Annotated in this window: 21 protein-coding genes and 1 tRNA gene; 15 read left to right on the forward strand and 7 right to left on the reverse strand. The window is 65.9% G+C overall.

Features of this window, described 5'->3' with window-relative positions; all coding sequences use genetic code 11:
* Positions 1–78: 78 nt before the first annotated feature.
* From AC0CH3_RS00155 to AC0CH3_RS00165, 3 genes are all read left to right on the forward strand, one after another.
* Positions 79–1,143, forward strand: a complete 1,065-nt coding sequence (locus AC0CH3_RS00155) for an MBL fold metallo-hydrolase (RefSeq protein WP_354304059.1) — start codon at positions 79–81, stop codon at positions 1,141–1,143.
* Positions 1,144–1,176: 33 nt separating this feature from the next.
* Entirely contained in the window at positions 1,177–2,046 is an 870-nt protein-coding gene (locus tag AC0CH3_RS00160) for a dienelactone hydrolase family protein (RefSeq protein WP_465237451.1), read from the forward strand.
* Positions 2,047–2,170: 124 nt separating this feature from the next.
* Positions 2,171–2,788: a glutathione S-transferase family protein gene (locus AC0CH3_RS00165; protein ID WP_354304063.1), complete on the forward strand. Its 618-nt coding sequence runs from the start codon at positions 2,171–2,173 to the stop codon at positions 2,786–2,788.
* 59 nt (positions 2,789–2,847) lie between these two features.
* On the opposite strand, the gene AC0CH3_RS00170 is transcribed toward AC0CH3_RS00165, so the two are convergent.
* From AC0CH3_RS00170 to AC0CH3_RS00180, 3 genes are all read right to left on the reverse strand, one after another.
* Positions 2,848–3,372, reverse strand: a complete 525-nt coding sequence (locus AC0CH3_RS00170) for a thioredoxin family protein (protein WP_354304065.1) — start codon at positions 3,370–3,372, stop codon at positions 2,848–2,850.
* Entirely contained in the window at positions 3,372–5,051 is a 1,680-nt protein-coding gene (locus AC0CH3_RS00175) for a DEAD/DEAH box helicase (RefSeq protein WP_354304067.1), read from the reverse strand. Before AC0CH3_RS00175 ends, AC0CH3_RS00170 begins: the two co-directional genes overlap by 1 nt.
* A 125-nt stretch (positions 5,052–5,176) precedes the next feature.
* Positions 5,177–5,668, reverse strand: coding sequence for a hypothetical protein (locus AC0CH3_RS00180; RefSeq protein WP_056016568.1), 492 nt, complete (start codon positions 5,666–5,668; stop codon positions 5,177–5,179).
* Between the two features lie 65 nt (positions 5,669–5,733).
* On the opposite strand from AC0CH3_RS00180, the gene AC0CH3_RS00185 reads away from it, so the two are divergent.
* Positions 5,734–7,182 (forward strand): FAD-binding oxidoreductase, encoded by a 1,449-nt coding sequence (locus AC0CH3_RS00185; RefSeq protein WP_354304070.1) that lies wholly within the window; start codon positions 5,734–5,736, stop codon positions 7,180–7,182.
* A gap of 64 nt (positions 7,183–7,246) precedes the next feature.
* Positions 7,247–8,014: a SapC family protein gene (locus tag AC0CH3_RS00190; protein WP_056018828.1), complete on the forward strand. Its 768-nt coding sequence runs from the start codon at positions 7,247–7,249 to the stop codon at positions 8,012–8,014.
* Between the two features lie 218 nt (positions 8,015–8,232).
* Here the strand turns inward: AC0CH3_RS00190 and AC0CH3_RS00195 are convergent, their stop codons facing one another.
* Positions 8,233–9,096 carry an N-formylglutamate amidohydrolase gene (locus tag AC0CH3_RS00195; RefSeq protein WP_465237452.1) on the reverse strand — a complete coding sequence of 288 codons (864 nt, stop codon included), beginning with the start codon at positions 9,094–9,096 and terminating at the stop codon, positions 8,233–8,235.
* Between the two features lie 97 nt (positions 9,097–9,193).
* Here AC0CH3_RS00195 and cpdR point away from each other — a divergent pair, with 97 nt between their 5' ends.
* The 5 genes from cpdR (at position 9,194) to alr (ending at position 14,471) form a co-directional block, all read left to right on the forward strand.
* Positions 9,194–9,571 (forward strand): cell cycle two-component system response regulator CpdR, encoded by a 378-nt coding sequence (gene cpdR / locus AC0CH3_RS00200; RefSeq protein WP_354304074.1) that lies wholly within the window; start codon positions 9,194–9,196, stop codon positions 9,569–9,571.
* Between the two features lie 44 nt (positions 9,572–9,615).
* Positions 9,616–9,690: transfer RNA gene (locus AC0CH3_RS00205), tRNA-Val, on the forward strand.
* Positions 9,691–9,915: 225 nt separating this feature from the next.
* Positions 9,916–11,100: an acetyl-CoA C-acyltransferase gene (locus tag AC0CH3_RS00210; protein ID WP_354304076.1), complete on the forward strand. Its 1,185-nt coding sequence runs from the start codon at positions 9,916–9,918 to the stop codon at positions 11,098–11,100.
* A gap of 112 nt (positions 11,101–11,212) precedes the next feature.
* The gene (locus AC0CH3_RS00215) at positions 11,213–13,297 is read left to right on the forward strand and encodes a TonB-dependent receptor (protein WP_354304078.1); all 2,085 of its coding nucleotides are present in this window, start codon (positions 11,213–11,215) and stop codon (positions 13,295–13,297) included.
* A 145-nt stretch (positions 13,298–13,442) separates the two neighbouring features.
* Positions 13,443–14,471: an alanine racemase gene (alr, locus tag AC0CH3_RS00220; protein ID WP_354304114.1), complete on the forward strand. Its 1,029-nt coding sequence runs from the start codon at positions 13,443–13,445 to the stop codon at positions 14,469–14,471.
* Between the two features lie 107 nt (positions 14,472–14,578).
* Here alr and AC0CH3_RS00225 read toward each other — a convergent pair whose 3' ends face one another.
* The 3 genes from AC0CH3_RS00225 to AC0CH3_RS00235 form a co-directional block, all read right to left on the reverse strand.
* Positions 14,579–17,893 (reverse strand): TonB-dependent receptor domain-containing protein, encoded by a 3,315-nt coding sequence (locus tag AC0CH3_RS00225; RefSeq protein ID WP_354304080.1) that lies wholly within the window; start codon positions 17,891–17,893, stop codon positions 14,579–14,581.
* Between the two features lie 137 nt (positions 17,894–18,030).
* Complete coding sequence (locus AC0CH3_RS00230) at positions 18,031–19,215, reverse strand: acetyl-CoA C-acetyltransferase (RefSeq protein WP_354304081.1); 1,185 nt, start codon at positions 19,213–19,215, stop codon at positions 18,031–18,033.
* 21 nt (positions 19,216–19,236) lie between these two features.
* Complete coding sequence (locus AC0CH3_RS00235) at positions 19,237–20,241, reverse strand: alpha/beta fold hydrolase (RefSeq protein ID WP_354304082.1); 1,005 nt, start codon at positions 20,239–20,241, stop codon at positions 19,237–19,239.
* A gap of 90 nt (positions 20,242–20,331) precedes the next feature.
* Between AC0CH3_RS00235 and phaR the strand changes: the two genes are divergently transcribed.
* From phaR to AC0CH3_RS00260, 5 genes are all read left to right on the forward strand, one after another.
* Positions 20,332–20,901, forward strand: coding sequence for a polyhydroxyalkanoate synthesis repressor PhaR (gene phaR, locus AC0CH3_RS00240; RefSeq protein WP_354304083.1), 570 nt, complete (start codon positions 20,332–20,334; stop codon positions 20,899–20,901).
* Between the two features lies 1 nt (position 20,902).
* Positions 20,903–21,088: a hypothetical protein gene (locus AC0CH3_RS00245; RefSeq protein WP_056016541.1), complete on the forward strand. Its 186-nt coding sequence runs from the start codon at positions 20,903–20,905 to the stop codon at positions 21,086–21,088.
* 108 nt (positions 21,089–21,196) lie between these two features.
* On the forward strand, positions 21,197–22,039 hold the full coding sequence (sseA, locus tag AC0CH3_RS00250) for a 3-mercaptopyruvate sulfurtransferase (RefSeq protein ID WP_354304086.1): 843 nt from the start codon (positions 21,197–21,199) through the stop codon (positions 22,037–22,039).
* Positions 22,036–23,247, forward strand: a complete 1,212-nt coding sequence (gene metC / locus AC0CH3_RS00255; RefSeq protein ID WP_354304087.1) for a cystathionine beta-lyase — start codon at positions 22,036–22,038, stop codon at positions 23,245–23,247. Before sseA ends, metC begins: the two co-directional genes overlap by 4 nt.
* Before the next feature lie 262 nt (positions 23,248–23,509).
* Positions 23,510–24,358 (forward strand): TorF family putative porin, encoded by an 849-nt coding sequence (locus AC0CH3_RS00260; RefSeq protein ID WP_056016532.1) that lies wholly within the window; start codon positions 23,510–23,512, stop codon positions 24,356–24,358.
* Positions 24,359–24,580: the final 222 nt, after the last annotated feature.

Raw genomic sequence — 24,580 nt, forward strand, 5'->3', positions numbered from 1 at the left:
ACGCGGGGCGGCATGCGCGCGTCGCGTTAAGCTGGTGGGGGACTATCTCCGCCCGCGATCCGTTGCTATCCGCAACGCATGGCAACGCTTCCGGACACGATGCCCGCACCGATCTGCCACAAGGGGCTGACCTATCCTTTGGGCGGCGTCGAGCCTGGATATGGCGACGTGTTTCAGATCGCACCCGGCATCGACTGGGTGCGCCTCACGATCCCCGGTCCGCTCCGCCACGTCAATTGCTGGCTGCTTGCGGATGGCGAGGGCGACGCGATGGTCGATACCGGGATGAACACGCCCGAAGCGCGCGATGCCTGGACCGCCGTGTTCGCGGGTCCGAAGTCCGGGGTACGCGTTACCCGCCTGATCGGAACGCACTTCCATCCCGACCATGTCGGCCTCGCCGGCTGGATATGCGATCGTCATGCGGCACCGCTCGTCATGACGCGGGGCGAGTGGCTTACGGCGCGCATGCTGGCGGCGGATGCGCGCGATGCGGTGCCGGACGAGATGCTGGCATTCTGGCGCGGCGCGGGGTGGGACGATGCGCAGATCGCGCATGCCGCGGCCAAGGGTTGGGCGGGCTTCCGTAGGATCATCACGCAATTGCCGCTGAGTTACGACCGGCTTCAGGACGGCGATCGCCTCGAGATCGGTGATCGCCAGTGGCAGATCGTCACCGGCTCTGGGCACAGCGTCGAGCATGCCTGTCTTGTCGACGAGACGGGCGGCATAATGATCGCCGGCGACCAGGTCCTTCCGCGGATCAGCCCCAACGTATCGCTTGGCGTGACGGAACCCGGGGCCGATCCGCTCGGCGAATGGTTTGCCTCGATCGCCAAGCTGAAGACGCTGCCGCACGACCTGCTCGTCCTGCCGGGGCACGGCGATCCCTTTACCGGGCTTCACACCAGGCTCGATGCGATTGACCGCGAACACCGCGAACGCCTAGACGAGTTGGCCATCTTCTTGGCCGAGCCGCGGCGCGCGACGGATTGCTTCTCGCGCCTGTTCCGCCGCGCGATCGGCCCCGACATGCTCGGTATGGCGACGGGCGAGGCGTTGGCGCATCTGCGCCGCCTCGAGGTGGAGCGGCGTGCGGTCCGCGAAATCGTCGATGGTGTGTGGTGGTGGCGCACCGACTAGTCTAGCGTGCTGCAAAATCGGCAGGAGAGGCCCATGTGCGACGAGCATACCGCTGACGACAACGCGATATTCCTCGCCGGCGTTTCGCGCAGGCAATTCGGCGCGATGACCGGTGCGGCAGGGCTGGCGATGCTGCTTCCCGCGCCTGCCAATGCCGCGGCAATCGCGGGGCGCGATGTCACCATCACGACGGCGGACGGAAAGGCCGACGCCTATTTCGTCGCACCCGCGACCGGCCGGCATCCGGGCGTCCTCGTCTGGCCCGACGTGATGGGACTGCGCCCTGCCTTCAGGCAGATGGCCGACCGGCTCGCGCAGTCGGGCTACGCGGTCCTCGTCGTCAACCAGTTCTACCGCTCGACCAAATCGCCGTTCCTCGCCCCCGGTGAGTCGTATGACCAGCCGGCCGTTCGCGCGCGCATCGCGCCGTTCCGCGAGGCGCTCACGCCCGATGCAACCGTCCGCGACGCCAAGGCCTTTGCCGCGTTCATCGATGCGCAGCCCCAGGTCGATCGCAAGCGGGGAATGGCGACGACGGGCTATTGCATGGGCGGGCCGATGGTCTTGCGCACCGCTGCGGCGGTATCGAACCGCATCCGCGCCGGGGCAACCTTCCACGGCGGCGGCTTTGTCACCGATACGCCCGACAGCCCGCATCTGCTGATCCCGAAAACGCAGGCACGGTATCTGATCGCGATCGCCGCGAACGACGATGCCCGCGTGCCGACCGAAAAGGACACGCTGCGCACCGCCTTCGCGTCCGCCAAGCGTCCTGCGGAGATCGAGGTCTATGCCGGGACGATGCATGGCTGGTGCCCCCCGGACAGCAAGGTCTATGATCCGGTCCAGGCGGACAAGGCGTGGGGACGCATGCTCGCGCTGTTCGGCCGGGCGCTGGTCTGATCGACTGAGAGTACAGGGGCGGGCGTCCGGCCCCGGAGTGGTTTCCATCATGCGCGCGGGGCGTCACGCTTGACGCCTCGTGTTTCGCATGTGATGTTCGCCTTACGTTCCAGGGGAGCCGATCATGACGCTGATCTTGTATACCAACCCGATGTCGCGCGGCCGGATCGCCCGCTGGATGCTGGAGGAGGTCGGCGCCGACTATGAGGCGGTGGTGCTCGACTATGCGTCGACGATGAAGGCAGAGGCCTATCGGTCGGTCAACCCGATGGGGAAGGTGCCCGCGATCGTGCATGACGGCAAGGTCGTCACCGAATGCGCGGCGATCTGTGCGTATCTCGCCGACGCGTTTCCGGGGGCGGATCTGGCCCCGCGCGATGACGAGCGCGCCGATTACTACCGATGGCTTTTCTTCGCTGCCGGTCCGGTCGAGTCCGCGATCACCAACCGCTCGCTCGGGGTCGTCCCGACCGACGATCAGCAGCGGATGGTCGGCTATGGCAGTTTCGACGCCGCCATAACGACGCTCGAAGGCGGGGTCTCGGCCCATGACTATGTCGCTGGCGATCGGTTTACGGCAGCGGATGTCTATGTCGGATCACAAGTGATCTGGGGCCTGCAATTCGGGTCGCTGCCGAAAACCGACGGCTTCGTCCGTTACGCGGCGAAGCTGACCGGACGCGCAGCCTATCTCCGCGCCGCCGCGCTCGACGATGCGCTGATGACCCCCGCAGCATCGTAGCATCGAACGACGGCAGGGTTGATCCGTCCGCCGGCCTTGTCAGGCGCGGCGCAGGCGGATCAGGCTGCCCATTTCGCAAGCCAGTCGGCGAGCGCTTGCGGTCCCATCGAACGCGCATCGGCGAGTTCGGTCTCGTGGCCGGCGTTCAGCAGACGGTTGGTACGCGGATCGACGATCAGGACGGCGGGTACGCCTTTGAGACGTCCCTGAATCCCATAGCCGGACGCGACCTGCCCATTCTTGTCGAAGCGACCGATGTCGACCGTGACGACGACGAAATGTCGCGCGACGAACCGCTTCATCTCGGGAAGCTCGATGGTCCCTGCGAGCAGCCGGCAATCCAGGCACCAGTTGCCGCCGAGATCGATCAGCAGACGCTTGCCTGCCTTGGCGGCGCGCATGCGTGCAGCCGCGATCTGCGCGTTCGCGTCCGCCTTCTCGTCATACGGCAAGGGGAGCGGGGTCGGCAGCCTTTCGAAGCTCGTCGTCGCGACATGGGGTGCGACGATCTTCGCACGCGGTGCGGCGGGCGCGGCAGCGGCGGTCGCCAGCAGCGCCAGAATGAAGCTGCGGCGAAGACGCATCAGGACTGTCCTCCGATCACGGCATTGAGGAAGTCCGGGAAAGGACCGTTCCACGCGCTGTTGGTTGCGTCCGGCGCAGGCTCGCTCTGATACGCAGGGGATGCGGGACGGGCAGGCGAAGCGGCCGCCTCCGGGCGGGCGCGTTCGCCGCGCTTGCGATCGGGGCGATCGCGCCGGCTATCACGCGTCACGGCCGGATCGCGTTCGACCGGCGTGGCGTCTGCGCGCACCGCCTCGCGGACGTCGTCGGCGCGATCGGGGACGACCGCCGCGACCGCCGCGACCGGCTCTGACCGCGTCGGTGCGGGCTCGCGCGAGACGACGGGCTGTGCGGCGGGAACCGGTTCGTCGATCGGCGTCCGCTGCCAGCGTGAGCGCTTGGCCGGCGCGGCGACCGGCTCGGGTACGACCGCTTCGGCTGCAGCGATGACCTCGGCCTCGACCGCATGCGCGACCGTGTCGGCGCGTGGCACGCGGCGCGAGCGTGACCGCTCGCGGCGTGGTGCCCGATCGTTCTCATCGGCGGTGTTGGCGACTGGATCGGCGACCACGGTCCGGGCTTCTGTAACCTTCAGCCGCTCGATGGTCTGCCCGGTCAGCTTCTCGATGTTCTGGATGTTCTCCGAATCATCGGGTGCCACGAACGTGTAGGCGGTGCCCGTCGCACCCGCGCGACCCGTGCGACCGATCCGGTGGACATAGTCATCGGGGTGCCACGGTGCGTCATAGTTGAACACCGTCGACACGCCCTTGATGTCGAGGCCACGCGCCGCAACATCGGAGGCGACCAGCACGGTCACCGCCCCCGTCTTGAACAATTCCAGCTCGGCGAGTCGCTGCGGCTGTTCCATGTCGCCATGGATTTCACCGGACTTGTAGCCGGCCTGTTTCAGCACCTTGTTCAGATCGCGGACCGTCGTCTTGCGATTGCAGAAGATGATGGCGTTGGTGACCTCGTCCTGCGCGAGGATGCGGCGCAACGTCTCGCGCTTTGCCGCCTGGCTCGCGACGGGGACGAGATACTGCTTGATGTTGAGGTTGGTCGAGGCCGGACGCGATACCTCAATCGTCTTCGGGTTCGACAGGAACTTGTCGGCGAGCTTCTTGATCGGGGGCGGCATCGTTGCCGAGAACAGCAAAGTCTGTCGCGACTTGGGCAGCTTGGTGCAGATTTCTTCGATGTCGGGGATGAACCCCATGTCGAGCATCCGGTCGGCTTCGTCGATCACCAGCAACGAGCAGCCGTTGAGCATGATCTTGCCGCGGCCGAACAGGTCCATCAACCGTCCGGGGGTCGCGATCAGCACGTCGACGCCCTTTTCGAGAGCGGCAAGCTGGTCGCCCATCGACACGCCGCCGATCAGCAGCGCCATCGAGAGATGCGAATTCACGCCGTATTTCTCGAAATTCTCCGCGACCTGCGCCGCCAGCTCGCGCGTGGGCTCGAGGATCAACGATCGCGGCATCCGCGCGCGGCTGCGGCCATGCGCGAGAATGTCGATCATCGGCAGCACGAACGACGCGGTCTTGCCGGTGCCCGTCTGCGCGATGCCGATGATGTCGCGCATCATCAGGACCGACGGGATCGCCCCGGCCTGGATCGGCGTCGGCTCCGTATAGCCGGCGTCGGTAACCGCCTTCAGGAGTTCTTCGGAAAGGCCGAGATCGGCAAAGCTCATTTATATGTCCGGGAAAGCGAGGGCGCGCATATTCCCTCAGGCGCTTCGCCGCTCGCGGATTTACGGCAAAATGTCAAGGAAAGCGGCTGGTGTACTTCTGAAAACGCGCATTTTTCGCGTGTGAGCTAGCGTTTGGGGGTCAACGTCTTGAAATCGTCGATCTCGCAACTGCCGCCCGACCGCATCCGGATGGCATCCCGATCACGGCAGATCAGCCCATCCTCGCCCGGTCGCAGATAGAAGCCCGAATAGTAATCGAGCGGTCTGCAGTCCCCATCGAGCTTCGCGCGCAACCGGCGGCCGTCGTTCATCAGCAGGTCGACGGCCTGTTCGTCGCGGAGCACGGCGCCCGCAACATCGCCGACCACGATGCATTTCGGCCCCTTATGCTCCTTCCACCGCCGCGGCACCGACATCGGCACGCGGCCGGGTTGCGGCTGGGAGCGGCGGAGCATGCGCGGCACGCGGATGATGATCCGTTCATGGATCGACGTCTGCATGGCAACCGGCAGGACGCCGGCGCGGGGTTCGGAAGACGCCGCGACGCTCGCCGGAGCGGCGACGGCGAGCAGCGCGGTGCGGAGCAATGCCGCGGTGTGAAATCGAGGGTGGGCCATGAGTCGTTTGCAAGCGTTAGGGTGTAGCGTTGAACGAGAGGTGAATTGGGTTTAGCCGCGCGTCGATGACACCCGCACAGTCCCACATGCTCGAAGCGCTGTCACGGCAGCTGGACCACAAGTCGATCATAATCGATCCGTCGGATATCGCGCCCTGGCTCGTCGACTGGCGTGGGCGTTTTCATGGCGCGGCGCCTGCGATCCTGGCGCCGCGCTCGACCGAGGAGGTCGCCGCGATCGCCGTCGCCGCACGCGACCACCGGGTGCCACTCGTGCCGCAGGGGGGCAACACGTCGATGGTCGGCGGCGCCACGCCGCCTGCCGATGGCGGAGCGTTCCTGCTTTCGATGCGACGCATGGCGCGGATCCGTGCGGTCGATGCGGATGCCGGACTCGCCATCGCGGAGGCCGGCGTGATCCTCGATACGCTCGACATGACGGCGCGCGATCACGGTCTGCGCTTCCCGCTGACGCTGGGCGCACGCGGCAGCGCGACGATCGGCGGGCTCGTCTCGACCAACGCGGGCGGGACGCAGGTCCTGCGGTTCGGCACGATGCGCGGGCTCGTCGCCGGTGTCGAAGCCGTGCTGCTCGACGGCACGGTGCATGACGGCCTGTCCGCCCTCAAGAAGGACAATCGCGGCTATGACATCGATCAGCTGCTGATCGGATCCGAGGGCACGCTCGCGATCATTACCGCGGCCACGCTGCGACTGGTGCCCGCAGTCGCAGCCCGCGCCGTCGCGTGGATCGGTCTCAGCGGGCCCGATGTCGCGTTGCGGCTGCTTCGCCGGCTGCAGGCGGCGACCGACCGGATCGAGAGCTTTGAAATCCTGCCGGCAGAGACGCTTGCCGCCGCGATCGCGCATGATCCTGCGGCCCGCGCGCCGCTCGACGGCGATCACGCGTGGCACGTGCTGGTGGAGGCAACCGCGCCGTCGACGGAGGGTGAGTCGCCAGCCGCGCTTCTCGAGCGGCTTCTGGGTTCCGCGCTCGAGGCTGGCCTCGCCCAGGACGCCGTGATCGCCGCCAGTGAGGCGCAGGCAGCAGCGTTCTGGCGTATTCGCGATTCGCTGTCGGCCGCCGAGCGTGCGCTGGGGCCGGCGACGCAGCACGACATCTCGATCCCGGTCGATGCGATGCCGCGGTTCATGCTCGACGCCTCCGCCGCATGCGAGGCGCGGTTCCCCGGGGCACGCGCCAGCGGCTTCGGGCATCTCGGCGACGGCAACGTGCATTTCCACGTCCGCGCGCCAAAGGGCACCGATCCCGCACGATGGTACGGCGAGGATGCGGCGGTCGTGACGTGTTTCGTCGACGACCTCGTCGTTGCGGTCGGCGGATCGATCTCGGCCGAGCACGGCATCGGCCAGATGAAGACGGGCGAGCTGGAACGTCTCTCGTCGCCGGCCCGGATGTCGATCCTCCGCTCGGTCAAGGCGGCGTTCGACCCGCACGGGTTGCTCAACCCTGGCAAGCTTGTCACGCTTGCACCCGCCCGCGTCACACCATAGAGCCTCGCGCCAATCGCCGGCGTCCTGGCGGCAAGATCCTCTCACGACTTACTGGAGACCCATGATGGCCAGCGCAGCCCAGCTTCCGCTTTTCTACAACGGCCTCGAGCCGCTTTCGAGCGACACGCATGCCAAGTACAAGGTTCGTCCGCAGGACAGCGCACCGTTCCTCGTCGGCCAGCATGCGGTGCCGATCACCGTCGACGAATTCCCGCTGGTCCAGCGTCACATGCCGATCGTCTTCTCGGTCGGCGACGACGCCATCCCGCTCGCGCTGATGGGCCTGAACGAGGGCGTCAACGTCTTCATGGGCGATGACGGCAAGCTGACCGAGAACACCTTCTACGTGCCCGCTTATGTGCGCCGCTACCCCTACATGCTCGCCCGCCTTCACCCTGACGCGCAGGAGCTCTCGCTGTGCTTCGATCCGACCTCGGACGCGCTGGGCGAATCCGACGAGGGCGATGCGCTGTTCGAGAACGGCCAGCCGACCGAAGTCACCAAGGCGATCCTCGCATTCAACGAATCGTTCGAACAGGCTGGTGCCCGCACGCAGAACTTCATGAAGGAACTGCGCGAAATGGATCTGCTGATGGACGGCGAGGTCTCGATCCAGCCCGACGGCGCCGACCAGCCTTTCGTCTATCGCGGCTTCCAGATGGTCAATGAAGAGAAGCTGATCGACCTGCGCGGCGACACGCTGCGCAAGATCAGCAAGTCCGGCATGTTGCCGCTGCTCTACGCACACCTGTTCTCGCTGTCGCTGATGCGCGACATCTTCGCGCGTCAGGTGCAGCTCGGCAAGACGCCCCAGCCACAGCTTAACGGCTGACGAATTGATCGCAGCGGGGCGGGGGTTGCCGCTGCGATCGATTTTTTTGGGCGGAGGGTTGAACCAAAACGAGGCTCACCCATTTTATCCCTGTACGGCATCGTGTCCCCCCCTTTCGCGGCGCCGTACGGTACGCTTCTAGCGTACCTCCTCCCTGAACCTAGGCCACCTCGCGCTACCATGTGCGAGGTGGTTTTTTTTGGTCGGCGGTCCCCGGCCTATTCTGCCGCCGCCAGTCTGGGTGTCGCGTGAGCCTCGTCGCCCAGTGCCGCGAGCATCGCCTTCAGCAGGTGCACGACCCGGTCGAAACCCGTACCAAGCCCATCGAACTGCCGATCGAGATAGAGCGATCGATCGAACTCGAGCTGCAGGGCATGGATCCCGGTCGACGGCCGTCCGTGGCGTTCGAGAATGTGCCCGCCCGCATAGGGCGCGTTGATCGCGACCGGCAGGCGCGCATCGTCTGCTTCTGCCTGCAGCCGGGCTACGAACCGCGGCGCGGTGCTTCGGCCGAACCGGTCGCCGATGACCACCCTGGGCGGTGGATTGCCGCCGTTGCCGTTTGCCGACAGCGGCGGCATGGAGTGCACGTCGAGCAGCACCGCGATCCCGAACCTGGCGTGCGCGGCGGCGAGCGCGTCACCGACCGCGGCATGGTAGGGGCGGTAATCCTGTTCGATCCGGCGAACGATATCGGCGTCGGTGAACCGTCGCCGCCACAGGTCGCTGGCAGCACTCGCGCGACGCGGCACGAGCCCCAAACCGCTGCGCAGCTTGGCGGAGGGCTTTGGCTGGGCGGTCGGGTCGGCGCCTTCGTCGACGCGCGGGTCGCGTTCCATCTCGCTTCGGTTCAGGTCGATCCAAGCGCGTGCACGCGTCTGGACGATCATCGTCTCATCGTGTCGTGCGGCGATCGCGACGGCGTCGATGCGTCGATCCTCCAGCGTCATGACCGCCGAGAGCGGGACGCGCAGCGCCGTCACCAGCTCGGGCGGATACTCGCGTCCCGCGTGCGGGACCGAAATCACCACGGGGCTGGTCGGCGGCGTCTGGCCGAAGCGGTCGAACGAGGAGTCTGGCATCGCATACAGGGTAGGGGGCATCGTGATCGCGGGCAAACGATCTGGAAATCTTAACCGATTCTGGGGTAACGCGGCGCCTCATCACGGGAATATATCGATGTTGCGAATCCTGCTGGCCGAGGACGATCAGGTCATGCGCGAATATCTGACGCGGGCGTTGCAACGCTCGGGCTATGCCGTGACCGCGGTCGATCGCGGGACCGCGGCGATTCCGCTGCTCGAGACGGAACGCTTCGACCTGCTGCTGACCGATATCGTCATGCCCGAGATGGACGGCATCGAACTCGCGCAGCGCGCTGGCGAGATGTGCAAGGATCTCCGGGTGATGTTCATCACCGGCTTTGCCGCCGTCACGCTGAAGGCCGGAAAGACGATGCCGCAGGCGCGCGTGTTGTCGAAGCCGTTCCACCTTCGCGACCTGGTGGCGGAGGTCGATCGGCTTTTTGAAATGGATAATGTCACCGGGTTGAATTGAGCGCTTGCACCCCGCGGAATCCTCGCCTAGTGGAGCCCTCCGGCGGGCGTGTAGCTCAGTGGTAGAGCACTGTGTTGACATCGCAGGGGTCGCAAGTTCAATCCTTGCCACGCCCACCATTGAAAGCCCCGGGGGTCTTCGGACCTCCGGGGTTTTTTCGTTTTACAGCATGTCGCGCACGAGCGCCGGTCAGGTCGCCGGGTATCTTGACAGGCCATGGCCCGCGCGTAGGGCTTGGAGCCATCACAAACGCTCGTGCGGCGTGGATGACGGTGGTGCCCGGGCCATGGGGCCAGGCGGCGCGCCGCGATCGTCGCTGCGCGGGCTTCTGCAGGGTATTCAGCATGACCGACGATCCGATCATCATTGCCAGCTTTGCTCGTACGCCGATGGGCGGGTTTCAGGGCGCGCTCGCGAACGTGTCCGCGACCGAACTGGGAGCCACCGCGGTCAGGGCCGCGGTCGAGCGCTCGGGCGTCGACCCCGCGCTGATCGACCGGATCTACATGGGGTGCGTCCTGCCGGCCGGGCTTGGCCAGGCGCCCGCGCGTCAGGCGGCGCTCGGCGCGGGCCTGCCCGACTCCGTCGAGGCGACCACCGTCAACAAGATGTGCGGGTCGGGGATGCAGGCCGCGATCATGGGGTTCGAGGCGCTCAAGGCGGGTACCGTCGACGTCGTCGTCGCGGGCGGCATGGAAAGCATGACCAACGCGCCGTTCCTGCTCGCCAAACATCGGTCCGGCGCGCGGATCGGCCATGACGTCGTGTCCGATTCGATGATGATGGACGGCCTCGAGGACGCCTATGAAAAGGGCAAGCCGATGGGCGCGTTCGCCGAGGACACCGCCGCGATCTATCAGTTCACGCGGCTCGAACAGGACGCGTTCGCGCTGGAAAGCCTGGCGCGGGCGACCGCGGCGGTCACCGACGGGCATTTTCGCGCAGAGGTCGTGCCGGTTACGGTCAAGACGCGCGGCGGTGATGTCGAGGTGGTCGAGGACGAACAGCCGGGCAAGGCCAAGCCGGACAAGATTCCGGGGCTGAAGCCTGCTTTTGCGAAAGGCGGCACGATCACCGCGGCGACGTCGGCGTCGATCTCCGATGGTGCGGCTGCGCTCGTGCTGACCCGTTCGAGCGTCGCCGCGAAGCTTGGTCTTTCGCAGGAGGCGCGCATCGTTGCGACCGCGGCGCATGCGCATGCGCCGGCCCAGTTCACCACCGCGCCCGTATCGGCCATCCGGAAGGTGCTCGATCGGGCCGGATGGCGCGTCGAAGATGTCGATCTGTTCGAGGTGAACGAGGCGTTCGCCACGGTCGCGATGATCGCGATGCGTGAACTCGGCATCCCGCGCGACAAGCTGAACGTCAATGGTGGTGCCACCGCGCTCGGTCATCCGATCGGTGCGAGCGGTGCGCGGATCATCGCCACGCTGGTCGCCGCGCTGAAGGCGCGCGGGCTGAAGACCGGCGTTGCCGCGCTTTGCATTGGCGGCGGCGAGGCGACCGCGATCGCCGTCGAACTGGTCTGATGGGGCAGGGGGCGCCGCTGCATGGCGGCGTTCCCTCAGACGCGAGGACGAGCGACCTTTAATTGCGCAAAGGGGGTTTCGCGGTGCGGTGCGAACCGGCATGCGCCCGGGCATGATCAGACCCGCGTTGCGTGCCGCCGCCGCCCTCCTTTTGTCTCCTGCGCTTATACCCGCAGAGGGTGCCGCGCAGACCGATCAGGGCGGTGAACCGTTGCCGATCGCGACGCGTGCCGACGAGCCGCCGGTTATCCTGGTCACGGGACGGGGCCTCGGTACGGCGCCCGGGGACCGCGCATTCGACATCGTCACGATCGACCGCGACCGGATCGCGGCCAATGCGAGCAATCGTCTCGAGAGCGTGCTGGCCGATGTCGCAGGCCTTCAGCAATTCCGACGCTCCGATTCGCGCAGCGCGAACCCGACGAGTCAGGGGATCTCGCTGCGTGGGATCGGTGGCAACGCGTCGAGCCGCGCGCTGCTCGTCTTCGACGGCGTTCCCCAGGCCGATCCCTTTGGCGGCTGGGTGGCATTTCCCGCTTATGCGACCGGACGGCTGGGACAGATCCGCGTCACGCGTGGTGGCGGCAGCGGATATCAGGGGCCGGGCGCACTGGCGGGCACGGTCGAGCTCGAAAGCGCGACACCCGACCAGCTCGCGCCGCTCGAGGCGCGGATCGCCTATGGAAGCCGCGACGCGGTCGACGCGCAAGGTTCCGCATCGCTGGTCCGCGGGGCCGGGTTCGCGGTCGTGTCCGGTGCGTATGCGCGTGGCGACGGCTTCATCCCGACTATTGCGTCATCGCGGGGGCCCGTCGACCGACCTGCGCCGTACGAACAGGCATCGGGCGCGATCCGCACGGTGGTCGGGCTGGATTCGACCACCGAGATTCAGGTGAACGCCAGCGCGTTCAGCGACACGCGCGACCGCGGGAGTGATTTCACCGCGAACCGCAGCGAGGGCGCAGACGCCAGTGTGCGGCTGGTGGGACGTGGCCGCTGGGGCTATTCGCTGCTCGGCTATCTTCAGACCCGATCGTTCGCGTCGAACTTTGGCAGCATCAACGCGACACGCACGACGACGGCCCAGTCTCTCGACCAGTACAACACCCCGGCAACCGGGCTTGGCGCACGCATCGAGATCGCGCCACCGCTCGGTGAAGCGGTCACGGTGCGGATCGGTGCCGATGTGCGCGACGTGCGGGGCAAGACGCAGGAGCTGTTCTTCTTTTCAGGGGGCAATCCCACTCGGCGTCGCGAGGCGGGAGGCCATTCGGTGACCTCCGGCATATTTGCCGACGGCAGCGTCGTTGCCGGCGACCTGACCTTCAGCGCGGGCGGGCGAATCGACTGGTGGCAGATCGAGGACGGCTATCTTTCCGAGCGCCCCGTCGCCGGCGGTCTGCCGCTTGCCAACCTCCGCTATGCGAATCGCGATGGCAGCGAGCTGACGGGGCGGGCGGGTATCGCCTACACGCCGACGGACGCGGTCACGCTGCGCGTCGCAGGCTATCGCGGCTGGCGGCTGCCGACGCTCAACGAGCTGTACCGACCATTCCGCGTCGGCAACGATACGACCGCGGCGAATCCGATGCTCGCGCCCGAGCGTCTGACGGGCGTCGAGGGGGGCGTGACGCTCGCGCCCGTACGCGGTGGAACGCTGTCGGCGACCTATTTCTACAACCAGCTCGACGACGCGATCGCCAACGTGACCTTGTCGACGACCGCGACCAGCGCGTCGCGCGTCCGGCGCAACCTCGAGGCCATCCGTGCGCATGGCTTCGAGCTCGATGCCGCGTATCGCCCGGGACCGTTCGGGCTGCGGGCGTCATGGTCGCATGTCGTATCGCGCGTCGACGCGTCGGGGGCTGCACTGCCCCTGGACGGCCTTCGCCCCGCGCAGACACCGCGCGATCAGCTGTCGGGCACGGTCGACTGGCACCGCGACGCCGCCGCGCTGTCGCTGACGCTGCGCCATGTCGCACGCCAGTTCGATGACGACCAGAACAGCCGCAGTCTCGATCCCGCGACGACGATCGATGCCTTTGCTGCAATGCCGCTGACCCGCGCGCTCACGGTCGAAGCCCGCGCGGAGAACCTCCTCGACAAGATCGTCGAGGCGGGGATCAGCAGCGGTACGGTGGTCGAGCGCGCGACGCCCCGCACTGTATGGCTCGGGTTGCGCTACGCGCTTCGATAGCACGCATGCGGCGCGCGCTTGAGGGGGCGGTGCCCGCGTGGCCGGGGGGCAAAGCCACCGGTCGGATGGGCGTGAACCCGCACCGCCGGGTCCGAAGGTCATCGACGATGCCGCGCGACCGCACTATCCCGCGCGGGTGATCGACATTCCTGCCCCGCTCCGCCTGCGCCTCGACGGCGACGCTCTCGTCCGCAACTGGCAGACGCTCGACCGCATGAGCGGGACCGCCGCCTGCGGTGCGGCGGTCAAGGCGAATGGTTACGGGCTGGGCGCGACGCAGGTCGCCGCCCGTCTCGCAAAAGCAGGCTGTCGCGACTTTTTCGTCTCGAACTGGCAGGAAGCCGCCGAACTGGCACCACTCGGCCTGACCGTCTCGGTGCTGCACGGCCTCCGCGCCGAGGACATGCCCGCCGCGCTCGCAGGCTTTGCCCGCCCCGTCCTGAACACACCCGCGCAGGTCGCCCGGTGGAAAGCCGCCGGTGGCGGGGCATGCGACGTGATGGTCGACACGGGCATGAACCGGCTCGGCGTTTCGGCCGACGACATCGCGGGCGGATTGCTCGACGGACTCGCGATCGAAACGGTGATGAGCCACCTCGCGTGCGCCGACGAGCGCTCGCCGATGAACGCCGTCCAGCGCGATCGCTTCGCTGCGTTGAGCGGGGCGACAGGCGCGCGGCGGATGAGCCTGGCGAACTCCGCAGGGATCGCGCTGGGGGAGGGCTATGCGTTTGATCTCACGCGTCCCGGACTTGCACTCTATGGCGGCGTGCCGCGGGCGGAATATGGCCCACTCATCCGGCAGGTGGTTCTTCCCCAGGCTCAGATCCTGCAACGTCGGCGTGTGGGTGCGGGACAGACGGTCGGCTATAACGCGACCTGGGCGGCGGCGGCCGATACCGAGATCGCAATCATCAACCTTGGCTATGCAGACGGCTATTTCCGCGGGTTTTCCGACAGGGGCATGGCGTCCGTCCAAGGCGTGGCGGCGCCGGTCATCGGCCGTGTGTCGATGGATTTGCTCGCCATCGACGTTACCAAGGCGGCCAATTCTGAGGAAGGGGACTGGGTATCTTTGGATTTCACGCTCCCCGCCGCGGCCCAATGTTCGGATATGTCGCAGTATGAGCTGCTGACGAGCCTGGGATCACGTTATTCACGCGCATGGGACTGAGGGTGGCGTCATTCGGCGGCATACAGCGCTCGCGATGGCGATCGAACACAGACGAAAAAAAAAGGCAGCCTTGGGGGCTGCCTTTAAGTTTCTGAGTTTTAAGGACGTTAGAACTTGGCTTCGACACCGGCATAGAAGAAACGGCCAGTATTCGGATAGATGGATGCGGTCGACCCGCTGGTGAAATTCTCGTTACCTGCAAGTTCGAACGGCGGCAGCTCGTTTGAAAGATTGTCGACGCCGAAGTAGAAACGATATTTGTCGGTTGCGTTCAAACCAACGCGAACGTTGTGATAGACGACGGGGTCGTAAAACACGAACGGCCGCGCGTCGGGATTTGTTGCCGGACGGCCTTGGTTTGGAAAGAAGGTTTCGTAATTGAGGCCCGATACGATCTGCTTCCCGACGTATCGCGCATTGTAGTTGACGTCGAGAATGCCGAAGGTTCCGCCGGCAGTGAATTGCCCCTGCCACTTGGGATCGCCCAGCGTGCCATCGATACGGTCGAAGCGGCCGGGCTCCGCAATGTAATTAAACTGCTGACGATCCATCAGATAGCTGACGACGACGCGCAGGTTGATCCCGATATCCTCGCTGAACTTCTTTGTATAGGCCGTGTCGAGATCAATACCTCGGGTCCTCAGCTGCGCGAAGTTGTATGGCTGGTTGAGGAACGAGACACCGTTACCGGCGACCGGGAAGGCAGGCACCTGTACGCCATCGATCGTGCGGCCCGTCTGTCCGTTGAACGTCAGATTGGTGATCGGATCATTCGTGCTACGACGGAAGACCGCGGCGCAGAAGATATTGTCGAGGCCGGTAGGGTCGTCATAGCAGCGGTCGATGATTGCCTGGCCGGAGAGACCGGAAATCACATTGTTGACCCGGATGTTATAGTAGTCGGCCTTGATAACCAATCCGGGCACGAACTCGGGCGTGAAGACGAAACCGGCGGTAAAGCTGTTGCCGACTTCAGGCGTCAGCGCGAGATTGCCTTGGTTGATGCCGGGGATGCCGCCGGTGGAGATGTTCGTCCACGGCGTGCTGAGGCCGGTCGTTGGGTTCAGAATCGTAGTCGGAACGCCTGCTGCGGCGCAGTTGCGAGCGCGGTTTGGATTTGTCGAAATGTTGCTCGTTTGGCTGACGCCGACACCGGCCGCCTGATTGCAGGGATCGGCAAGACCGTTGAGGAAGGTCGTTGCCGCCGTGGCGTAAAGGTTCGAGAGGTTTGGCGCACGTACCGAGCGAGCATAGGTCGCGCGGAAACGAAGCGACCGGACGGGCGACCAGTTCAGGCCGGCGTTCCAGGCCGTGACGCTGCCCGTGGTCCCGCCATAGTCAGATACGCGAACCGCGCCCTCACCGGTAAGTTCCTGGATCAGCGGCAGGTTCGCCAGCAGCGGCACTCTCAGCTCGCCATAGGCCTCCTTGATCTCGACGGCTGGCGGGTTGAACGCTGCCGCGGGATTGAGAAAGGTCTGGTTCGATGCGGTGATCGGATCAAGACCCGAGAATGCGTCTTCGCGGCGATATTCGAGACCGCCGGCAAAACCGACCGGCCCCCCTGGAAGCGTGAATACGCCACTGGAGTCACCGGACAGGAACGCTGTCGCGTTGATCTGTTCTGCCCATTGATTGCGGGTCGAGGTATACAGGACGTAATCAAGCGCGCGCGAGTCGAATGCACCACGCCCAAAGGGGTTAAGCGGGAAGCAACCCGGATCCACGTTCGTCACTGCGTTGACCGAACAGATCACGCGCTGACCGGCGGAGTTCAGGACGAAGTTCTGCCCCGCGAATGCCGTCGGGGCGACCACCGCAGCGGCGGCGCGATTATAGTTTGCGATCAGGACGTTGCCGCCGGTGCGGTACAGGTTTTCGGTACGGCCGTAATTGCCGACCACCTCGTAGTGGAGATTGCCGGTGTCGCTGATATCGCCCTCGACGCCGATCACCCCGCGATAGGTCTTGCGCGTGTGGAACTCCGCGCGGGTACCGAAATCATTGTTGAAGCGGTTGAGCTGGAAGGTTCCGGTCGCAATCTGTGCGGCCGTTGGATTGAGGATAGTGATAAGCGTGTCACGCGAGGCAGGCGTGAGGAATGGATTGTTATAGCTGTAGTTGGCGGTCAAAGTGCCGCCATTGAAGGTTGGCTGCGTCGACTGCTGCTCAACCTTGACCTGTACCACGGTCGCTTCGAGGAACGGCTTGAAGGCACGCGAGAAATCAGTGCGGATCATCAGGTTCGCAATGAAGCGATCCTGTGAGGGCAGCAGCATCGCGTCTTCTACGCCTGTTGCAGTCCTGCCGAACAGAAAGCCGCCGCCGATCTGACGATTGTCGACGAGACCCGTGGTTGCCGGCGAATCCTTCAAGATCGAGCCATCGGGGTTGAACACGAAATTGTTCGCGAGCGCGGTCCCGGTCGGGCTTGTCGTTCCGGTGCAGATCGCCGCGCGTTGTGCCGCGTTGGCGGCGTTTCCGGCGATTGCGGTTGGGCAGGTCGGGACGATCGTTCCGCCGGTGGATCGGTTGCCGAACACGGAACCACGCGACACGAAGCTCGTATTGGGTACGCCATCGAAATTGCGGTTGGGCGCGGTCGTGATCTGCGAGTTAATGAACGCGGGCGTACCCGTATATGCCCCCAGATAGTCGCGATCAGCATAAAACAGCGAATTTGCGCGGCTATATTCGCCCGACACGGTGACGTTCACCTTGCCGTCGAGGTAATTGTGGCCGGCGATACCGCTGACGAGATACGTGCCGCGGTCACCATAGCTGGTTACGCCGCCCTGGCCCCGAATGCGAAAACCTTCAAAATCACGACGCAGGATGAAATTCGCGACACCCGCGATCGCGTCCGAACCATAGAGTGCGGAGTTGCCGCCGGTGACGACATCGACGCGCTCGATCAGATCGAACGGGATCGTGCTGACGTCGGGGGTATAGGACCCCGGTACGGCCGTGACGACGCGGCGACCGTTGACCAGCGTGAGCGTACGGGCGGCGCCAAGACCGCGCAAATCGAGCAGGCTGAGCCCGGCAGTGCCGATGCTGGCGGTCGAGTTTGCCTGGCTGAACGTGGCACGGAACTGCGGAAGCTGGTTCAGCGCGTCGCCGACCGACACGTCGCCGCGCGCGCCGAGCAGTTCGGTGGCCGTGATGGACGTCACGGGAACAGCAGCATCGGCCCTGGTCGAACGGATGCGCGACCCAGTCACGAGAATTTCAGAATCCGCTGCCTGATCTTGAGCGTTTACATCCTGCTCGACGGCTGCGGCAGGCGACGTCAGTGAGCCCGTGGGCGCGACCGGCGTTTGCGCCGCCGTATCGGAGGGTGACGCCTGCGCCAATGCCGGCGTAGCCAAGGCAAACGACCCCATCAGCGCCGTAGCGCTCAAAAAACGACACAAACTCATGTAAACCCCTGACTTTGATACTTCGATCAACTAGACCGAAGCTGCCAAACGGACGGGGTGCAACGCAACCGCTTTATGACACGATCATGAACAAATTGTCATAATGTTAGGCTTCGTTGTCTTTTTGACACACTGGTTCAACGCTCGAGACACATGGCGATGCCCATGCCGCCGCCGATGCACAGGGTCGCGAGACCCTTCTTCGAATCGCGCTTGAGCATTTCGTAGATCAGCGTGGTCAGCACGCGTGCGCCGCTTGCGCCGATCGGATGACCGATCGCGATCGCGCCACCGTTGACGTTGACCTTGTCCGCGTCCCAGCCAAGTTCCTTGCCGACCGAGAGCGCCTGCGCGGCGAACGCCTCATTCGCCTCGATCAGGTCGAGGTCGCCGATCTGCCAACCGGCCTTCTCGAGCGCACGCCGGGTCGCAGGGACCGGACCGATCCCCATGACCGATGGGTCGACCCCCGCCGACGCCCAGCTGCGGATCGTCGCCAGAACGGGCGTGCCGCGGCGTTCGGCCTCGTCGCGGCGCATCATCACCAGCGCGGCCGCACCGTCGTTCAGGCCGCTCGCATTCGCCGCGGTCACGGTGCCGTCCTTCTTGAACGCGGGCCGCACCGCCGAAACGCTTTCGATCGTCGCGCCTGCGCGGATATATTCGTCGTCGGACACCACCACGTCGCCCTTGCGGCCCTTGATCGTCACCGGCGCGATCTCGTCGGCGAAGCGACCGGAGCTGCGCGCGGCCTCCGCCTTGTTCTGTGAGCCGACCGAAAAGGCGTCCTGGTCACCGCGTGTGACCTGATATTGCTCGGCAAGATTTTCTGCCGTGATGCCCATGTGATAGCCGTTGAAGACGTCGGTCAGCCCGTCGCTCACCATCGTGTCGACGAGGCTGAGATTGCCCATCTTCTGTCCGCCGCGGATCGACTGCGCATGCGCGGAAAGCGACATCGACTCCTGTCCGCCGGCGACGACGATCGTCGCATCGCCGGTCTGGATCGCCTGGCACGCCAGCGCCACCGCGCGCAGACCCGAACCGCAGACCTGATTGACGCCCCATGCCGGGACCTCTTTCGGAACCCCCGCCGCCATCGATGCCTGGCGCGCCGGGTTCTGCCCCTGCGCGGCGGTCAGCACCTGGCCCAGGATCACTTCGGACACGTCGGCGCCTGCGACGCCTGCCTGTTCGAGCGCGGCCTCGATCGCGATCCGGCCGAGCTCGTGCGCCGGCACCGCCGCGAACGCGCCAAGGAAACTGCCAACGGGGGTCCGCTTGGCCGCGGTGATGACGATGTCGTTCGGGCTGCTGGTCATGACGGGTCCTTTCGTTTTGTTTTATGTAGGCGTCTCGAGCGCGCCAATCCAGTTCGCCAATGGTTCCCACAGCTGATCGCGCGCCTTGCTCCCCACGATCATCCCGACATGCCCCGCAGCAACGTCGCGGCGGTCTTGTAGCCCCGCTGCGGTAGCGGCAGGCACGATCGCATCGTTCCGCGAGACGAACTCGACGGCTGGGCAGGACAGCGCGGCAGGATCGATACGCCGATTGCCGATGCGCCACAGGCCGCGTCCCGGGAGATCGGCGGCGATCATGTCCTCGAACAACGCTGCGGCGGCGGCGCGCGGCAGCGGTGCACCGCCATTGGCCCAGTCCTCGAGCCGCACGAACGCACGCGCCGCGTCGCTGTCGGGGACGAGATCGGCAAAGGCCGCATATTTGGCAATCGTCTGCGCCGGCGCGAGCCGCCAGAACCCGCTTTGCAGCACCTCCATCGGCAGGATGTCGAGCGCCTTTGCGAAGGGTTTGGCCGCGCGCCATAGCCTCGCCATGTCGGCGCGGGCCGGGTCGCCATATCCTGCAAAATGCCATGGTGCGGCGATCGTGGCGAGCCCGGCCAGGGGCATCGCCGCGGCGGCGGCCATCGCGAGCGTCCCGCCCAGACAATAGCCCACCACGACCGGCGGCGTCGCGAAACGCCGCAGCAGCGGCACGAGCAGCTGCTCGACATGCGCGGTCAGGTCGAGATGACTATCTGCATCGCCCGGATTCCCCCAATCGACGAGGCAAGCCTGCCACCCTCGGTCTGCCAGCCAGCGCATGAGCGACGTCCGTTCGGACAGGTCGAGGATCGCCGCGGGGTTGATGAGCGACGGGACGACGACGATCGCCGGTTTCCCCGCCGACGGGTCGCCATAGCTCCGCAGCGTCACCCGCCCCACCGCGTCGAGCACCGGGCGGGCGGGCATCGGCGCGGCGCGGGGTGCCGACTGGAATGCCCTAAGGCCGGCGAGCGCGGCAGCCCGTGTCGCCGCCGATGCTGCGGTTTCGCTGCGCAGCATTTTGAGGAACAGGGGCAGCGGGCGTGGACCATGTTGCGGCGCAATGTCAAAGCGCGTAGCGTTCGGTCTAGTCACGTGGAGGGGCTGCATATGAAGAAGCAAGGCACGGTAGACGGGCTTGTCGTCATCAAGAAGTACGCCAACAGGCGACTGTATAATACCGAGACGTCATCGTACATCACGCTGGAGCATCTCGCGACGATGACGCGCGAAGGGCGCGACTTCAAGGTCGTCGATGCCAAAACCGATGAGGATATCACGCACAACGTCCTCACGCAGATCATCATGGAGGAGGAAAGCCGCGGCGAGACGATGTTGCCCGTGAATTTCCTCCGTCAGCTTATCTCGATGTACGGCGACTCCATGCAGAAGATGGTGCCGGGGTATCTCGAGGCTTCGATGGACAGTTTCCGTCGTAATCAGGAACAGTTCAAGTCGGCGGTCGAGGGTGCGTTTGCACATTCGCCGTTTGCCGACATCGCCAAGCGCAACATCGCGATGTTCGACGTTGCCGCTCAGGCGTTCGCACCCGCAAACGGCGCTGCCGCGCCGGGTGCTGCGCCAGGGGCCAAGCCCGCAGCGAGCAAGGACGACGAGATCGCTGCGCTGCGGTCGGAACTCGCCAATCTCCAGGACAAGGTCGAGAAGCTCGGATCCTGACATGGCGATGGGTCTGTGGGCAGCGAGCGGCGGGTGTGCCGCGCTCGCCGTGGCGGCCGGGCTGGGCGCGCGCCGCCGCCGCTTGCGGCGCGATCCCGATGCGGTTGGCTGGATCGACTGGCCGACCGTTCAGATGGTTGCGCTCATCGGCCTGGCCGTCACGGTGGGGCTGATCTTCAAACGATAGCGCGACGGCTGGCGCGCGGTCGGGCCAGATGCCGCGCCCGACGCCAGCGCTCGCTCGACGCGCGCGTCATCGCTGTCTAGACGATGGGGCAACGACAGGGGATTCAGCATGGACGCGTTGGTGAGCACCGAGTGGTTGGCGAACGAACTGGGCGCGCCCGATCTCCGGATCGTCGACGCGACCTATGCCGAGGGACGCGATGCTGCCGCGGAGTATTCCGCAGCGCATATTCCCGGCGCGGTGTTCCTGAACCTTGCCGCGTTGCGCGATACCGCGAGCGACCTGCCGAACATGCTGCCCTCGGCCGAGAAATTCGGCGCCCATATGCAGGCGCTCGGGATCGGCGACGGGGATCGCATCGTCATTTACGATACGTCGCCCTGGCATACGTCAGCGCGTGCCTGGTTCATGCTGCGGCTGTTCGGTGCGCGCGACGTCGCGATTCTCGACGGCGGGCTCGCCAAGTGGCGCGCGGAGTCGCGCGATGTCGAGGCGGGCATCGCGGCGCCGCGAGCGGCTCGCTTTACGGTCACCGAAGACCGAAGCGGGGTACGCAACCTCGGCCAGATCAGGGCAAATCTCGACGGTGGCGGGGAGCAGATACTCGACGCCCGGTCCGCGGCACGGTTCACCGGCGCCGAGGGCGATCCGCGACCGGGCACGGCGGCCGGCCATATTCCCGGATCGGCCAACCTGCCGCAAACCGCGCTGTTCAACGCCGACGGAAGCTGGAAGACGGGTGACGCGTTGCGCGCGGCCTTCGACAGCGCGGGGGTGGACCTTGGCAAACCGATCGTCACGACATGCGGGTCGGGGATCACCGCCGCCGTGCTCATCTTTGGCGCACACCTGCTCGGCCACGATGCTGCGTTATATGATGGCAGCTGGTCGGAATGGGGCGGCGACCCTGACACGCCCAAGGCGGTGCGCCGCGACGGGAGCGACCAGTGAGCGACACGGACAAGCGCGTCGGCGATGCCACGAAGGTCGTGCTGGCGGGGCGCCGCGCCGAATGGACGCGCGGCGTCGGCGAGGGGGCGATCGTCAGCCCGCCCGTGTGGCGCGCGTCGACGATTCTGTACGACTCGGTCGCGCACCTGCGCGACAGCGCGACGCGCGACACGCACCACAGGCTCTTTTACGGGCGCAAGGGCACGCCGACGCAATGGAGCCTTGCCGACGCGCTCACCTCGCTCGAGCCGGGTGCGGAGGGGACCTTTCTCTATTGCTCGGGTGTCGCCGCGATTGCCGCGGCGTTGCTGTCCGTGCTGTCTCCGGGCGACGAACTCCTGCTGGTGGACAGCGCCTATGATCCGACGCGCGGGATGGCGAACGGGCTGCTCAAGCGGTTCGGCATCACCACGCGCTTTTACGACCCGCTGATCGGCGCGGGTATCGCCGACCTCATTGGCGACAGGACCCGGGCGATCTTCATGGAAAGCCCCGGCTCGCTGACGTTCGAGGTGCAGGACGTCCCCGCGATCGTCGCCGCGGCGCGCGCGCGCGGCGTCACGACATTGCTCGACAACACATGGGCGACACCGCTGTTTTTCCCGGCGATCCAGCACGGCGTCGACCTGACGATCCTTGCGGGGACCAAATATGTCGTCGGTCATTCGGACGTCATGCTCGGGTCGGTAACCGCGGGCGCCGGTCATTTCGCACGGCTTCGCGAGACGAGCTTCCAGCTCGGGCAGGTCGCGAGCCCCGACGACTGCTGGCTCGGCAGTCGGGGGCTGCGAACGATGGCGGTCCGTCTCGCGCAGCATCAGTCGAGTGCGCTCCGGATCGCGGAGTGGCTGCGGTCGCGGCCCGAGGTTGCACAGGTCCTGCACCCCGCGCTTCCCGACTGTCCCGGGCACGCGATCTTCGCGCGCGACTTCAAGGGATCGAGCGGACTATTCTCGTTCGCGTTGAACGGCGGCAGCGACGCTGCCCGCGCCGCGTTGATCGACACGCTGCAATTGTTCGGGATCGGCTACAGCTGGGGCGGGTTCGAAAGCCTCGCCATCCCCGTCGATCCGCACCGCTATCGCAGCGTCACGCGGCGCGAGGCGGCAGGCCCGATGGTTCGTCTGCAGATCGGCCTCGAAGACCCCGACGACCTGATCGCCGACCTCGACGCCGGTCTCGCTGCGTACCGTCAGGCGCTGGCCTAGGAGATCGGAGCCTCGTGCGAGCGGGGTGCGCCCATCAGGGACGGGGACGCGATATAATATGATAAACTAAGGTAGAGTGTGGTGATTGCGCATCATATGCGCGTCAATGCTGGGCCGTACGCAATATACCTTGTGCGCCGCACCATGCGCTGTCACAGATTAATCACCGCAGGAAAGACCAGGCTCGGAGGCTTCGCCTCGATAGACATGGCGTCCGCGGTTGCAGGCGGGGACATCGACTTCCGGTTTCGAAAGGGAAACGATGCGCTTCTCCACTCTTCTCCTCGGCGGCGTTGCGCTGGCCGCCGCCACGCCCGTCTTTGCCCAGGACACCGCGCCGCCAAAGCCGGTGACCGTGTCTGGCTCCGTCGGTCTCGTCAGCGATTACCGCTTTCGCGGCGTATCGCAGTCGGACGAAAATCTGGCCGTACAGGGCGGCATCACGATCGCGCATGAAAGCGGGATCTACATCGGCACTTGGGGGTCCAACCTCTCGGGCTGGGGTACGTTCGGCGGTGCCAACATGGAGCTCGACCTGATCGCGGGGTACAAGGTTCCCGTCGGCGGCGGCGCGCTCGACGTCGGTGCGACCTGGTACATGTATCCCGCCGGGTTCGACAATACCGACTTCATCGAGCCTTATGCCAAGCTGTCGGGCACCGTCGGCCCCGTCGCACTGCTCGCCGGCGTCGCTTACGCGCCCAAGCAGCAGGCGCTTGGTCCCTGGTACACGAACGGCACCTCGGCGGCGAACGGCGTCTACGACCGGGTCAATGCCAAGGATGACAACCTCTATCTCTGGGGCGATGTCAGCAGCGGTATTCCGGACACCGGCCTGACCGTGAAGGCGCATGTCGGCTATTCGAACGGCAACAAGGGCCTTGGCCCGTTCGCGACCAGCGTGTCGCCGACCGGCGAGTATTTCGACTGGCTGTTCGGCGCCGACTATGTGATCCCGACGACCCCGCTGACGCTCGGCGTGGCCTATGTCGATACCGACATCGGCAAGGGCGAATCCGCCTATCTTCAGCCGAGCTTCAGTCGCGGCCAGGACGGTGTCGGCTCGATCGCCGGGGGCAAGGTCGTCGTATCGCTCACCGCGGCGTTCTGAATAGACGCCCGCGCACAGCATACGTCGCCCCCCTCATAGCGGCACCCCATCGTCGGATGGGGTGTCCCGCGGGGGCGGGGGCGGTCGCTTTGGCAAGCAACCCTCGTCTTGCGGGGTGACCGACCACTGCGATTGCACCGCATGCCGCGCCGCCGCCAACGCACCGGACTTACGAAAAAGGGCGGCTCCTCGCGGGGCCGCCCTTTGTCACGTGTGCCGGTA

Source organism: Sphingomonas sp. AC449, assembly GCF_979253475.1.

Excerpts from the sequence above, each read along its gene's own strand:
- AC0CH3_RS00155 (WP_354304059.1), top strand. The coding sequence starts at position 79 with ATGGCAACGCTTCCGGACACGATGCCCGCACCGATCTGCCACAAGGGG.
- AC0CH3_RS00160 (WP_465237451.1), top strand. The coding sequence starts at position 1,177 with ATGTGCGACGAGCATACCGCTGACGACAACGCGATATTCCTCGCCGGC.
- AC0CH3_RS00165 (WP_354304063.1), top strand. The coding sequence starts at position 2,171 with ATGACGCTGATCTTGTATACCAACCCGATGTCGCGCGGCCGGATCGCC.
- AC0CH3_RS00170 (WP_354304065.1), bottom strand. The coding sequence starts at position 3,372 with ATGCGTCTTCGCCGCAGCTTCATTCTGGCGCTGCTGGCGACCGCCGCT.
- AC0CH3_RS00175 (WP_354304067.1), bottom strand. The coding sequence starts at position 5,051 with ATGAGCTTTGCCGATCTCGGCCTTTCCGAAGAACTCCTGAAGGCGGTT.
- AC0CH3_RS00180 (WP_056016568.1), bottom strand. The coding sequence starts at position 5,668 with ATGGCCCACCCTCGATTTCACACCGCGGCATTGCTCCGCACCGCGCTG.
- AC0CH3_RS00185 (WP_354304070.1), top strand. The coding sequence starts at position 5,734 with ATGACACCCGCACAGTCCCACATGCTCGAAGCGCTGTCACGGCAGCTG.
- AC0CH3_RS00190 (WP_056018828.1), top strand. The coding sequence starts at position 7,247 with ATGGCCAGCGCAGCCCAGCTTCCGCTTTTCTACAACGGCCTCGAGCCG.
- AC0CH3_RS00195 (WP_465237452.1), bottom strand. The coding sequence starts at position 9,096 with ATGCCAGACTCCTCGTTCGACCGCTTCGGCCAGACGCCGCCGACCAGC.
- cpdR (WP_354304074.1), top strand. The coding sequence starts at position 9,194 with ATGTTGCGAATCCTGCTGGCCGAGGACGATCAGGTCATGCGCGAATAT.
- AC0CH3_RS00210 (WP_354304076.1), top strand. The coding sequence starts at position 9,916 with ATGACCGACGATCCGATCATCATTGCCAGCTTTGCTCGTACGCCGATG.
- AC0CH3_RS00215 (WP_354304078.1), top strand. The coding sequence starts at position 11,213 with ATGATCAGACCCGCGTTGCGTGCCGCCGCCGCCCTCCTTTTGTCTCCT.
- AC0CH3_RS00225 (WP_354304080.1), bottom strand. The coding sequence starts at position 17,893 with ATGAGTTTGTGTCGTTTTTTGAGCGCTACGGCGCTGATGGGGTCGTTT.
- AC0CH3_RS00230 (WP_354304081.1), bottom strand. The coding sequence starts at position 19,215 with ATGACCAGCAGCCCGAACGACATCGTCATCACCGCGGCCAAGCGGACC.
- AC0CH3_RS00235 (WP_354304082.1), bottom strand. The coding sequence starts at position 20,241 with ATGCTGCGCAGCGAAACCGCAGCATCGGCGGCGACACGGGCTGCCGCG.
- phaR (WP_354304083.1), top strand. The coding sequence starts at position 20,332 with ATGAAGAAGCAAGGCACGGTAGACGGGCTTGTCGTCATCAAGAAGTAC.
- AC0CH3_RS00245 (WP_056016541.1), top strand. The coding sequence starts at position 20,903 with ATGGCGATGGGTCTGTGGGCAGCGAGCGGCGGGTGTGCCGCGCTCGCC.
- sseA (WP_354304086.1), top strand. The coding sequence starts at position 21,197 with ATGGACGCGTTGGTGAGCACCGAGTGGTTGGCGAACGAACTGGGCGCG.
- AC0CH3_RS00260 (WP_056016532.1), top strand. The coding sequence starts at position 23,510 with ATGCGCTTCTCCACTCTTCTCCTCGGCGGCGTTGCGCTGGCCGCCGCC.